The sequence below is a fragment of the Streptomyces sp. NBC_00654 genome, assembly GCF_026341775.1.
Taxonomy (GTDB): domain Bacteria; phylum Actinomycetota; class Actinomycetes; order Streptomycetales; family Streptomycetaceae; genus Streptomyces.
Genome location: NZ_JAPEOB010000001.1, coordinates 3,715,315 through 3,727,803, shown reverse-complemented (window position 1 = coordinate 3,727,803; position 12,489 = coordinate 3,715,315). Strand labels below are relative to the sequence as shown.

The window sequence follows — 12,489 nt, the reverse complement described above, 5'->3', positions numbered from 1 at the left end:
GACGTGTCCGTATCAACGGGAAGCGATCAACGCGGGCGAAGCAGCGCCGCCCGCCTTCGGGCTCTGCGCGAGACAGCCTGCTCCGCCGTCCTGCATCGTCTCGCCGGCCGCCCAGTTCTTGTAGCCCGGTACGCCCTGGTCGCACCCGGCCAGGACGCTGCCGACCGCCTCGCCCAGTCGATGGGTTTCGTCACCCGCGAAGGGTGGGTCGCTGTCGTGGCCGCCTACGACGACACCGGCATGACCGACCCCGCGACGCGCCCCCAACTGGCCCGGCTCTGCAACGCGATCCGCCGCGGCGAGCTGCACGGAATCGTCGCCCCCTCCCGCACGGACATCAGCAACTTCCACAGCGCCTACGAAGACGCCCTGGACACCATACGAACCTGCGGCGGCTTCCTCGCCCTTGCCCGAGATGAGACAACCCTGTGACTACACCCCCCAGGACACCGCTGCCGCACCCCGAACAGAGCCCTCGCTCCGGCAGCCGCCCCTTGACGGCAGAGGATTCCGACCCGCCCCGCGTCCCCGACAACAAGCAGCTCGTCGGCGAGAAGGCCGATGACTTCGCCATATCGGGCACGAACGGGACGTCACAGGTCCGGCAGGTCCCGGCCGCCCGGGTTGGTTCATGAGTTCCAGCGAAGCCCGGACGAAGGTCGCGGTCAAAGCCGGGGACCCGCTGTCCCTCGCGGGCATACACACCCAGCTGCGGCAGAGCCCGGAGATCACCCTGCTCCATGGCGATGACGAGTACCAAGCTGAAGTAGTGGTCGTGATCGTGGACGCCGTCCAGGAGGACGAACTACGAATCCTGCGTCACATTCAGCGCACGAGTACCGCCCGCACCATTCTGGTCACCACGGACATCGATGAGCAGAAGCTGGTGAGCGCCGCGGAGTGCGGCGTCGCCGGTGTGGTCAGGCGCTCCGAGTCGACGCCGGAGCATCTGGTGCACGTCATCGGGACGGTGGCGCACGGCGAGGGGCACCTGCCCGCCGACCTGCTCGGACGCCTCCTCGAAGAGGTCGGCAGGCTCCAGGGGCAGGTGCTGGGTCCGCGCGGTCTCCACTTCACCGGACTGGCGCCGCGTGAAGTGGATGTGCTGCGGCTGGTCGCCGAGGGATACGACACCGCGGACATCGCGACGAAACTGGCCTATTCCGAGCGCACGATCAAGAGCGTGCTGCATTCCGTGATGACCCGCCTCCAGCTGCGAAATCGTTCCCATGCGGTGGCGTTCGCAATGCGCCAGGGACTCATCTAGTGCGAACCGAGGCCAGCAAAGCGCCGCTCGTCCACCGCAGACGTTCTGCGGGACGCGGCCCAGTGGCCCGTGTACAGGGACGAGACGCCCGGACTCTGCAATCTCGTCACCGAGGCCAGCCGTCGCACGCGAACACGACGCCCGCACTCTGCACCCGCCCGCGCAGCGCCGGAAGCACAGCGCTTCCGGCGCAACAGCCGCACGGAACCACGCGATCTAACGAGCCCGTAGCAGCTCGCCCGTCCTACATGACATCTCACAGAATTGCTGAGTCCATGCCCGCAAAGCCGTCCACAGGATGGATGAAGACCGGCCGCCTTCCGAACGCTGGTGCTGCTGGCGACACCGGCCGTATCCGCCTCGTTGTCATCGAGTTGTTCGGCATCGTCAGCGTGGTCAGCTCGCCGTACGTGTGGAGCACCATCAATGGAATCGTTTGCCTGTACGGGGCTGCGGGCTCGGCTCGGGGGTACCTCTGATGTCGAACCACGACCCGCTTGTTGCCCCTCTCGGCCGCGACGTCGATGGCCGGGCCCGCAGCTCCGAAGCTGGCACCGGGCGCGCTCTGGCATCGGCTGTCGGACTGCTGACGCTCGCCAGCTGCGGTCCCATCGCGTCGGGTGTCCTGCACGTCCGCGGCCTGCTCGGCGTGGAGTGGACATCGAGCGCCTACTACCAAGCCCTGGTGGTCCAGCTGATCGGGGCGTGCCTGACCTCGAGCTGGCTTCTCTGGGCTGTGGTCGCCCGGACTCGGTTACGGCCCGCCTACCGGTGGATGCAGGGTACCGCGGCGGCCATGTACGGTGCGATCGTCGTCGTCGCTGCCCTTCCCAGCATGGCCACCGGCCTCCTCGGGCTCACTCTGGCCGCCGGCGCACTTGCCTGGCTGGCCATAGAGGTGACTCGTGCCCGAGGTGTGCCTCTGAATCTGGATCTCGGGACCTGGACCCGTGCGGCTGGAACGCAGCGGACGTGGACCGTGGCCGGCGGCACCATCGCCGCGTGCGCGGCGGGTGGAGGCGTCATGGGCATCTCTGTGATGCTCCTGCGCGTCCTCGACGCTGACAGCACCGTGCCGGTGATGGCGGGCGGCCAACTGTCCGGTCTAGGTCTCGGCGGCGCAGGCGATCTGATGCTCAGCGTTCTTTGTGCCGTGATTCTCGAAGATCTAGTTGTCGTTGCTGCGGGGAGCACGTTGCTCGCCGCAGCGCGCAGGCCGGTGTGGCTGATCTACACCACGATCTGTGTCATCGAGGTCCTTCTCCACGCCTACGTCGGAGTGCCCGCCTTGGCCATGGCTCTGTACGGGGCAGGCCGCGTCTGGCTCTTCCGGCGCTACGGCCTCGTGACCCCCATGATCATCGGCCACGCTGCCTTCGATTTGCTCGGAGGACTACTCGTGTCACTGCCCCTCCGGTACCGCCTGCTCATCGCACTGCCATGCATCCCAGCCATCCATGTCGCAGCACGCATCAAACAGCGCTCCGCCGAAAGAAGCGGCTCCGCCTCCAGCTCCCAATCAGGAGAATTCGACGCGTGAGTCCAACTGCTCCCGGCACCCATAGAACCCACACCGATGAGCGCTTCAGCGCCCTGTACGAGGCGATCCGACCATGAACGGCTCCAGGTTCGCAGTGCCAGATACGGCGGAACGCGTGGCTGCCCGGTTCTCGCTCGCGCCATGACCCGGCATTGCCTGCCCAACCTGATCCTCACTACAGGAGGCATCACATGCACACTCCGACCAACTCCAATCGGCCCACGCTTTCGGAACCGACAGCCCCTCAAGCATTGAGCGTTCCGCTCGACGGAACCATCGAGAGCATCGTCATGCGCATGGCCCACTTGGACGAGCAGTGCGGGGGACCGGCCCCGGCCCCGGTGCTGGCACTGGGTATCTTCGAGCGGGTCGGCTCGAACTGGCTGTCCGACTCGCTGCGCGGGGCGATGCCGCAGCACAACGAGCCCTTCCGTCAGCAGCTCGGCCGCGAACACCCGCTATCGCCCGGCAATCGCATCCCGTCGAGCCTCCAGGGAACCGGTCTCAGCGGCTTGGGCCTGCACCAGCTGCTGTGCGCGCTCGGCGACCTGCACGGCCACCCCCGGCACCTGGTCAAAGAGACGAACCTGTTCTTCGCCGTGGACACCGTCCTGGGAATGCTGCCCCGATCACCGGTTGTCGTCCTCACCCGGGCCCCTATCGGCATCGCTTCCTCATTCGCCCGTGGGCAGCTCTGGGACCGATGGCGCTACGGCGACCGGTACGCGCAGGTCGCCGCGACGGCCCGCGCACCGCGCTGGCGCACAGCTTTCGCCCCGCTCCTTCCCCATGACGACCCCGACCCGTCCACCGCCCTGGGACGCCTGATCACCGTGAACGCCCTTCTGCTGTCCCGCGCCCTGCGCGAGGGGCCCCCTGCCTCCCGCCCCTGCCTGGTCATCCCGTATGAACAGCACGTCACCGACCGGCCCCGCACGGAGACCGACCTCGCCCGGTTCCTGAACATCGAAATGCCGCAACCCAGGGATGTGCCGCTGATCACCACCGGCACCACGGCCGCGTCGGACACAACGTTCGCCACCATCGGACGCAAGGACGCCCTGGTCGCCGAACTGATGCCCGGCACCGCAGAACTGGTCATCACCGCGGTTGACAAGACCCTCGCCCAAGCCCGTCGCCTGCTCGCCCCCGAGGTCACGGAGGCCGCCGCCCAATGGCTTACCCGCGACGACCAGTACGAGGTGCACGAACCCACGCCACGGCCCATCCGCCGGGCCCGGTCGGAACCCCCCTTTCAGAGGATGCCCAAGCCGGCGTACAGGCCGGTGGCAGGAATCCAGTGGCGCAACTTGCTGGTCACCAATACGGAAATGGCCGAGCTGCTGACCATGCTGCACGCGGGCGGTGCGGCGAACTCCCGTCTGGGCACCAACCTGCTGGTTTGCCCGATGCCCCACGAGCGTGGCGGGCGCCTCCACTACGACCGAGCCGATCGGCGGTGGCGGATCAGCCGAGGATACGAACAGCATCCCGCGTACTGGGTCACCTGGATCGGAGCAGCACTCATGGCGGCGTGGTGCGGAGCGCGCCTGCCCACCCGCACCGAAGCACTGCAGGCGGCGAAGGGAGCGCGGGCGCACAACAGCGACTACGTAGCGGGCGACAGTTGCCCCGTTGCGGAACCCGGGCTCGGCGACCGGGAGGTCCACCACCTGATCGGCAACGTGCAAGTCTGGTGCGGCGACGGTCCCGATCAGCCTGAATCACGGTCCGTGCAGAAGTACTTGTTCGGTGCCGCGTGGAACACACCGGGCACCGAGGAGGCGGTGACCTCCGTCCGCTCCCGCTATCTGCTCGGCTCCTCGCGGGGCGTGGGTGTCCGCCTGGTGCGCGACGCCCACACCACGGACGCCGCCCGGCTCGGGGCATGGGAGCTGGCACACCGGCTCAATCAGTGGGTCGCCGCCGCCGACAGCTCCGCCCGGGCCACGCCGGGCGGGCTCGACCGTCTGCTGCTCAGCACGTTCGGGTCATAGCCCGATAGCGGACTTCGGCCCCATGTACGACCCGGCGCCCGGGAACCCCTGCCGGCACAGTTTCACAAACAGGTCACTGAATCCCAGAGCGGGCACATCGTCCAGCGCCACGAACTCGACGCCGCGGATCTGCCGGGTGTCCGCGCCTTCCTTAACCGCCCCGATCTCCCCGCCCACGCGGCGGGCCTCGAAGGTGATGTGAACGACGTGCGCATTGATGTTGTCGCACAAGTACAGCAACCGACCCACCTCAATCTCGGCGCCGGTCTCCTCCCGCATCTCTCTGACCAGTGCCTCTTCCAGCGTCTCGCCGTCCTCGACCTTGCCCCCCGGCAGGGACCAGCTCCTGGGGCCGTCGGTGTCCTGGTTCAGCAGGAGAAGCCTGTCGTCCTCGATGACGATGCCCGTCACACGTGTATGCATCCGCCGACGCTATCGTCCGGGGACCCGGCCCGAAGGGGACAGCGATGAACCGGCCACCAAACTTCTCGGTACTCCCTGTGGTGATCGCCGCCGGAGGACTGGGCACACGGGTAAGTGCCTGGTCGCCGTACCTGCCCAAGGAACTGCGCCCAGTCTGTGGCCGGCCGGGGCTCGCGCACATCGTGGACGAAGCCGCCGCCATCGGCAGTGGCCATGCTGTCGTGGTCCACCACCCCTACTACACGCCCCTGACCGACTGGACCCGCCAGGTTCTCGCCCCCGGAGCGCTGGCTCGCTACCGGATGCTCACCAACCAGCTTCCGGGCCGCCCATCGGCCTCCGACCTCCTCCAGGTCGACTTCATCGCCCAGCACGGCAGGTACGCCGACGTGACGTCCGTGCTGAACGGTGCCGAACACCTGCGCACCGGGGACCTGTACGTGATCTTCGCTGACAACGTCGACCCCACGCACACAGCGCTGTCCGCTCTAGCCACGGCAGCCTCTCCTGATACACCGGCTGTGCTCGCAGCGCCCTTCGATGCGACCGCAGCGGACCACCACGGTGTGATCGTCTGCGCGGGCAGGGAGCCGGTCCAGAGGTTGGTGCAGCTGATCGAGAAACCCGACCGTGAACACGCGCTGCGACTGGAGGCGGAACACGGCACCGCCCGCCTTAAACTCCTCCAAGGGCGGATGCGGGCTACACCCGGCCTCCTGCGCCACCTAGCCGCCACCTCACGCAAGACGAACAGCGAGCCGAAGCTGTCCCTGTCGCTGGCTTCCTACGCCCAGGCCCACCGCGTCGATGTCGTCACCAGCACGCAACCCATGACAGACCTCGGCAGCTGAGTGAGCAGGAGCGCGCGCCGCCCTGTAGCAAGATCATCACGAGTGTCCCGGGAGCCGAAAACGCCCTCGGGAACTGCCTGCACGCAGAGATCGTATCCCTCGACGGGTTCATCCATGCCCATGCACTGGGTGCGTACGCGGGGCCGTACGCGTCACCTGATCTCCGGGATTCGCCGCCCGCATCTCCACGCGCTGCACCGCCAACAGCCACCTACACGCTGGCACCACCAGGCAGTCTTCTGTGGCAGTACGCCTGCACACGACACGACCTCGTCGCGAACGTTCGCGCCCGCGTATACGGCCGCGTGAGTGTGCCCTCCACCCCCGCCCGCGAGGCGGCCTTGCGGGCGGGGAAGGGCTCCTGGAGGCTCTCATGCGCAGGCTCGCGGGCCGCCTAGGTCAGGAGCGTCCGACTGCTGGCGTCTTCCGGGCTGAGCTGCCGCCGCGTCGCCGCAGAGCCACCGGACTGTTCCGAATCGCAGGTTTTACCTATTGGGCGCAGAGTTCCCATATGCGGCCAAAAATATCCGAAATCGTCGATGCTGCCGAGCAGCTGCTCCTTCACCCCCCAGTCGACACCGAGGAGCCGCCCCCACTTCCGGTGCACGACTGGAGAGAGGCCCTGAGCGCCATCGTGGATCGGATAGGCATACCCACCTTGTATGGGGGTGGTGCGGCCGGTCCGAACATCCGCTGGCGGCTGCCGCAACACACAGTGCTGCTCCATCCGGGTGATGTGGGCCTGATTCTCTCCTGCCACACCACAGAGGTTCTGGAGACGGCGGAGCGCGACGCGTTCGGCCGCGGGGTCGGTGACGACAAGGGGCAGGTTCCCCGCTACAGCGACCTGCCGTATCTCTGGCAGGTGGCCCGCAACGGCATCGGCACTCTCCCGCCGAGCTTCCCGGCCCCTCCCCTCGCTCCGGACTGGGACCGGCTGGAGGAGTCGATACGGTCGCTATGTCACGCCTGGGCGACCCAACTGACGCCGCAGGTGAACGACTGGGCGGGATACAACGTCGTAAACCACGCGGACGGCGGTCGAGTCCTGGCCGTGCTCTACGGAGCAGACGATGGCCTGACCATCTATATCGACGACCGCGACGGCTCGGGCAGCGGCGATCACGCCGTCACCATGAGGCATCGCGGCTGGGACAGCCGAGTGCCGCTTCTCCAGTGGTGGGACGCATATTTTGCCGCCGATGCGGACGGAGCGGAGGCAGCGGCGAAGCTCGTGGTGAAGGAGGTACGCGCACGCGGTGCGCGAATGCCCGGCGACCTCGGGGTGACCGACGTGAACTGCGGGGACAACGGGCAACTGATGCTGCCAGGGCTTGGCATCGCGCCCGAGGACTGAACACGTGGAACCGAACGCGGTTCAATGGAAATTGACTTTGCGCGTGCAGACTTGAGCGCCAGTCAGGCGTGGGAATTCTCCTGACGTGCGACCGATTGCCATTCCTGGGTCCTAGCTGGCAACAAGCAGGCGCCCCTTCAGGCATTTTGCAGGACCAGGGGTCCTGAAGAGGCGTCACCGCGGATACCCGGCAAAGGAATTGCCAGCACATCCAGAGACGCACAGCCCCGTTCTGGGCAGTCGAGCTCCCACGCAACAGGAGGTCCCGAAGACTCGAACATGTCCAGGTCAAGCGACGGAGGGAATCGCGACACCAGCTACAACGAAGACACACTCCCCTTCTTCCGCGTCACGGAATCACCCGCCCGAAAGAAATGATCTTGCCCAGCGGTCAAGGTGAATCCTCTTCGCAAATTCAGGCGAACCGGAATTCCGTACACCCTGGTGATTTTCGCTTCGAAGCGGCAGGCATAAGGTCTGACGATCAGGCCGCTTCCGAGCCTGCCCCAGGCTCCTCGGAAGTAGGAATCTCGGGGCCGTCCTACTGGACGGTTCCGGCGAATGCTCGGGAGAGTCAAGAATGAGTGCGTTGCGGGCGCTGAAATTGGGCGGCGAGATGCGTCGGCTGCGTCGCGAGTGCGAGGACCGGCTGTCTGGCCTGCCGATCCCGCACCCGTTCACCGTGCAACGGCTTGTGACAAGCATGGAAGTGGCGCTGCGCCGGACCATTCACCTGCTGCCGGTCGATGATCCGGACGCGGATCTGCGCACCGCGTGCGGTCTGCGGGTGAAGGGGCTGTCAACGACGTACATACTCTTCCGGCGTCGGCCCACACCGAACCAGACCGAGCACACGATCCTGCACGAACTCGTGCACGAGTGGGTGGACCACGGCACGAGCATTCCGCTGCTGGATGTGCTGGACAGACTTCCGTCCGGAGTGCGGGGGAAACTGCTGGACGAACTGGGGCCGGGCGCCCTCGTCCAGGCGCGAACGCGCTACAACACTGCAGAGGAACAGATCGCGGAGCTGGGCGCCTCCGTGATCAAGCGGCAGGTCCATCAGGCGACACCGCCGGGTGACGACCTGGTCAGTCAGTTGGAATCGAGCCTCTCCCACCCGGTGGCCGCACCGCGCGGGGCGACGGGTCAGAATGCGGAGCGAATGTGCTGAGCGGCCTTATCTGGGCGGCGGCCATCGCTATGACGGCAGTGGCTCTGTGGCGCCTGCCTGCCCTTCGCCACGGTGATCGTCTTCGGCGGTCTCTGTGGTTTTGCACTTTGGCGTTCAGTGGGACGATCTGGTGCCGGGTGCCGCAGGTGAAGCATGCCTTGGACCACTCCCCCGTGACGGACCTCTCCGCGCTGGGAAAGTACCTGACGTCCATGGGTGCGATCCTCGCAATCCTCAACTACATCACGGCAATCTACGCACGGCCTATCTCCGGAGTCCCGCCACGGCACATCACCATTTCGCGGCGAGTGAGCCGCGTCGCCAATGCGAGCGCCCTGGGGGCCCTGGCCGCCATGGTCGTCCTCTTCTTCACCGTGGTGGACCGCAGCCGGCCGAGCGTTGACTTCGCCGCCGATCACGCCGGGCAGTGGGGTGCGGGGCTCTTCCTGACGATCGTGTACACGTACCTCGCGGCTGCCGCGTCAACCTGCTGCTACCAGTGGAGCCGCGCGAGCCGGCGCGCGGACACCCGGTCGCTGCGCATCGGGCTGACCCTCATGGCCGCTGCCATGGTCATCTACACCGTTTACCCCGCACTGCGCATCTTCACGGTCTGGTTCCCCACGGATGCCAGCTCGGTCACGATGCGCACCATCGCCGACTCCGTCAATCTGGTGGTAGCGGGTTTGTGGGCCGCCGGCGCGAGCATCCCGTCCACGACGGCGGTCGCGGCACGCTGGACGTCCCGGCGTGCACTGCGCGCTCTTTACCCTCTGTGGCGGGATCTGATGCGTGCCTTCCCCCACCTCGCCTTCCAGCCGCCCGGGTCGGCCGCCAGGGAGTTGACTCGCCTGTCGCCCCCGCTGGACGTGCGCCTGGACCGCTGGACGCAGGAGATCGGCGACGCGGTGGAGCAGCTGCGTCATCACGCGACCGAGGACCTGATGCCCTGTGCTCAGGCTGCGGCCGAATGCCTTCCCGATCCGGAACCGGCAGCCGAGGCTTACTGGATCCGGGCCGCCCTGCACAGCGCGAGCGCGGGACAGCGAGCTGCGCTCCCGGTACGGGGCCTGCCAAGTAAGCCTTTGAGTGATGCCCAGGCGGAGGGGTTCTGGCTGGCGCGGGTCACCCGCGCCTACACCGCCATGGCGCCGGAGCAGGTGCGTCAGCTGCTACAGGAGGCAGGGGCGCCTGCGAGCGGCAGCCCACACCCGGAAGGCCAAGCGCGTGCGGCGTAACCAGTTGCCGCATCGGACCTACCGCGAACCGCCGTCCTGCTCGTGAGCGTTCTCGGCTGCCAGCAGTTCATTGAGCACGCTGAGCATCGCCGGGGAAACCCCGCCCTCGCCGCCACGCGCGGCGAGGGCGATGTCGCGTTGCTCCGCGAGGTACCGGATGTCCTCCAGTACGCGCCGCTCGACCGAGGCCCCGTCCTCGAAGACGATCGGGGAGACGCCGAGCACCGCGCCGAGCCCTTCGAATGCGATTCTCCGGGCGATGCCGCTGAACACGTCGGTCGCGGCCGTACCGGCGCGCAGGGCCGCGATCTGCGCAGGCTGGACGAGGGCGCTGCCCAGCTTGGCGTTGACGGCTGAGGCAACGTCGCTGTCGGACACGTCGGCGCCGGGGAACGCCGCCTGGAGAAGAGCTTCGAACCCTCCGGTCGGCGTCTTCCCGGGAGCAAACCGGTGTGAAGGTACGGACTCACCGAAAGATCTGGCCTCAGCAGCCCGCAGCTCGTCGCTGGTCACTCCGTACAGCTCCGCCAGCATGGCCACTGCGCCGGCGTCGAGCCGACGCACCCCGCGCTCAGCGCTCCCCAGCAGGAAGCGGCTCAGCACCCCCGCCGTGTCCGCGGCGGCGCCCTGGGAGTAGCCGGCATCGCAGCGCAGGTCCACCAGGTCGGGATCGCCGTCCCGGGGGAACAGGACGTCAAGGTCCTGGCCGAGCAGCTGTGCGATCTTGGGCAGCTTCTCCGCCGGGGGAAACGCCCGTCCGTTCTCCCACGTGGCCACGGGCGCGTGCGAGCCCAGGCCCAGCCCCTGGGCCAAGACTCGCTGATGCATGTCAGCGGCGCGGCGCACCTCCCGCAGGCGGCGGCCGTCGAAGCGGCGTGGTGGCACCTGTGCTCCTGAATGTGCTGGTGAGAGGGTCGGAGGCTGCGTCAAAACAACCCCTTGCAACATCACTTTACATCACGTAGGTTTTCGTTGTGGGGCCGGAGGGTGACCTCTCTGCGACCACCTCATCCCCCCACTTTTCCAGACCGTGCGAGCGACAGTGCGCGCCGCCACGACCAGGCAGGACCTCACCCATGCCAGCGAACCAGTTACCGTTCCAGGGGCGACCGGCATTCTGACCGGCAGCCTGTTCATGGCCGTGTTCGCAGCGACTGCCGGTGAGTGAACACCCCGGCGCCCGCACCAGAGCTTGCGGCACCCAAGGAGCGCACGCCGTTCGGCGGGCGGGGCTGGCGCGATGCGCTGCCTCAGCAGCCACCGGTCAGCGCATGAGGAACGCCAGCAACGAGGCGCCCGCAGGCAACTGCGCGACCGACCCGCCTCATGACTCTCTGCAACTAGTACAGAGTTTGAGAACCAACTCTGGATCTTGACACGGGTCCGTGCGATGTTCGTCGTCCCCCGGGCACACCGCCCGGCACTACGAACATGAAGAGCGCGGCAGGCACCGCCCAGACCGCGTAGGTCCGCATATAGCGGCGGCGCCCGAGAGCGCGAACTCCCGGACGCCGAACGCATAAACGGCATACCCGCCCCGGCAAGGGCGAGATTGCCCACCATCACCACGCTGAGTCCTTCCGAGGGGCGCATCAACGTGGCAACACTGCAAAGGGGAGTATCGCATGCCTCCTGCCCTGCGTAAAAGGCCGTTCCGTACGGCCTGCGCGGCAGCCACCTCCGCGCCGGCGCCTCGGCGCCCCGAGCCGGAGTACTCCATCCCGGCCCGCCCCACCGGGAGCGGCCGATGAGCAGCGACGCCCGCGAGTGGGTCTGGGAGCACAGCGCCAGCCGAGGGGCCGCGCGCCTGGTCCTGCTGTCGATCGCCGACCGGGTGGCCGACGAGCAGTGCATCTCCTGGGCCTCGCTGTCCAGCCTGGCCAAGCGCACGCGCGCCTCGGTCTCCACGGTGCGCGAAGCCATCGAGCGCCTGCTCCTCGCAGGCGAGCTGGAACAGCTCGACGACCTCGTCGGCCCGCAGCGCAGCACGGTCTACCGTCTGCCCCTCGCCGCCGAGGCCGTCGTACAGGCCCGGCAAGAGCAGCGGGAGGAGGACGGCGACCCGGCGGTGTCCGACGAGCCCGACGCTCCGGCGAAGCTCCGGCTCTCGGCTCTGCGGCGGTACGGGATCCGCCCTCGTGAGGTACCGGAATCCGCCGCGAGGGTCCGGAAACCGGCAGTACCGGAAACCGGCAGATCGCGACGGAAACCGGCACCCCGGCGTATCGGCCACCGGCACAGCGATGTACCGGCCATCGGCACACAGAACCGTAGTGAACCTGATTTGAACCGGAGGTACAGCAAGAGTGCTGCCGTCCTCTCGGCTGCCGAGTGGCAGGTCGACCCGGCCACCCAAGCCTGGCTCCGCCAGCAGGGACACATCGACCGCCTCGGCGAGCAGGGCCTGCAAGCAGCCGACGCGAAGTGGCGTGCCCACCGCGCCGACTTCAAACCGAGGCCGGCGGACGCCTGGGCTGCCGACTGGAAGTCCTGGGTCGCCCGAGAGCATGCTCCTGGCCGACCGAACCTCCACGCCGTGCCCGGCAAGAACGGCGCCACGCCTGGCGGAATGACGCGGGCCGAGGCCCACACCGCCGCTCTTCTCGCCGCACTCGACGAGCCGACCGGAACGGAGGGCTGAC

12 protein-coding genes are annotated in these 12,489 nt (G+C 67.7%); 10 read left to right on the top strand and 2 right to left on the bottom strand.

What is annotated here, in order from left to right; translation table 11 throughout:
- The first annotated feature begins 3 nt into the window (after positions 1-3).
- The 5 genes from OHA98_RS16030 to OHA98_RS16010 all read left to right on the top strand — a co-directional run bounded on the left by OHA98_RS16030 (position 4) and on the right by OHA98_RS16010 (position 4,804).
- The gene (locus OHA98_RS16030; RefSeq protein ID WP_266926364.1) at positions 4-432 is read left to right on the top strand and encodes a hypothetical protein; all 429 of its coding nucleotides are present in this window, start codon (positions 4-6) and stop codon (positions 430-432) included.
- Positions 433-631: 199 nt separating this feature from the next.
- On the top strand, positions 632-1,267 hold the full coding sequence (locus OHA98_RS16025) for a response regulator transcription factor (protein ID WP_266926362.1): 636 nt from the start codon (positions 632-634) through the stop codon (positions 1,265-1,267).
- A 302-nt stretch (positions 1,268-1,569) separates the two neighbouring features.
- Complete coding sequence (locus OHA98_RS16020) at positions 1,570-1,746, top strand: hypothetical protein (protein WP_266926360.1); 177 nt, start codon at positions 1,570-1,572, stop codon at positions 1,744-1,746.
- The gene (locus OHA98_RS16015; RefSeq protein WP_266926358.1) at positions 1,746-2,807 is read left to right on the top strand and encodes a hypothetical protein; all 1,062 of its coding nucleotides are present in this window, start codon (positions 1,746-1,748) and stop codon (positions 2,805-2,807) included. Before OHA98_RS16020 ends, OHA98_RS16015 begins: the two co-directional genes overlap by 1 nt.
- Positions 2,808-3,058: 251 nt before the next feature.
- Positions 3,059-4,804 carry an SUMF1/EgtB/PvdO family nonheme iron enzyme gene (locus tag OHA98_RS16010; RefSeq protein ID WP_266926356.1) on the top strand — a complete coding sequence of 582 codons (1,746 nt, stop codon included), beginning with the start codon at positions 3,059-3,061 and terminating at the stop codon, positions 4,802-4,804.
- Here OHA98_RS16010 and OHA98_RS16005 read toward each other — a convergent pair.
- A complete protein-coding gene (locus tag OHA98_RS16005) occupies positions 4,799-5,215 on the bottom strand; it encodes an NUDIX hydrolase (protein ID WP_266926354.1) in 417 nt (138 codons plus the stop codon). The genes OHA98_RS16010 and OHA98_RS16005 overlap by 6 nt on opposite strands.
- Before the next feature lie 56 nt (positions 5,216-5,271).
- Between OHA98_RS16005 and OHA98_RS16000 the strand changes: the two genes are divergently transcribed.
- The 4 genes from OHA98_RS16000 (at position 5,272) to OHA98_RS15985 (ending at position 9,847) form a co-directional block, all read left to right on the top strand.
- Positions 5,272-6,078 carry an NTP transferase domain-containing protein gene (locus tag OHA98_RS16000; RefSeq protein ID WP_266926352.1) on the top strand — a complete coding sequence of 269 codons (807 nt, stop codon included), beginning with the start codon at positions 5,272-5,274 and terminating at the stop codon, positions 6,076-6,078.
- A 373-nt stretch (positions 6,079-6,451) separates the two neighbouring features.
- Positions 6,452-7,435 carry a hypothetical protein gene (locus OHA98_RS15995; RefSeq protein WP_266926350.1) on the top strand — a complete coding sequence of 328 codons (984 nt, stop codon included), beginning with the start codon at positions 6,452-6,454 and terminating at the stop codon, positions 7,433-7,435.
- A 580-nt stretch (positions 7,436-8,015) separates the two neighbouring features.
- Positions 8,016-8,609 (top strand): hypothetical protein, encoded by a 594-nt coding sequence (locus OHA98_RS15990; protein WP_266926348.1) that lies wholly within the window; start codon positions 8,016-8,018, stop codon positions 8,607-8,609.
- Entirely contained in the window at positions 8,603-9,847 is a 1,245-nt protein-coding gene (locus OHA98_RS15985) for an MAB_1171c family putative transporter (RefSeq protein ID WP_323179559.1), read from the top strand. Before OHA98_RS15990 ends, OHA98_RS15985 begins: the two co-directional genes overlap by 7 nt.
- 18 nt (positions 9,848-9,865) lie before the next feature.
- Here the strand turns inward: OHA98_RS15985 and OHA98_RS15980 are convergent, their stop codons facing one another.
- On the bottom strand, positions 9,866-10,732 hold the full coding sequence (locus OHA98_RS15980; RefSeq protein ID WP_266926344.1) for a helix-turn-helix transcriptional regulator: 867 nt from the start codon (positions 10,730-10,732) through the stop codon (positions 9,866-9,868).
- Between the two features lie 862 nt (positions 10,733-11,594).
- Here OHA98_RS15980 and OHA98_RS15975 point away from each other — a divergent pair.
- Positions 11,595-12,488, top strand: coding sequence for a helix-turn-helix domain-containing protein (locus OHA98_RS15975; RefSeq protein WP_266926342.1), 894 nt, complete (start codon positions 11,595-11,597; stop codon positions 12,486-12,488).
- Position 12,489: the final 1 nt, after the last annotated feature.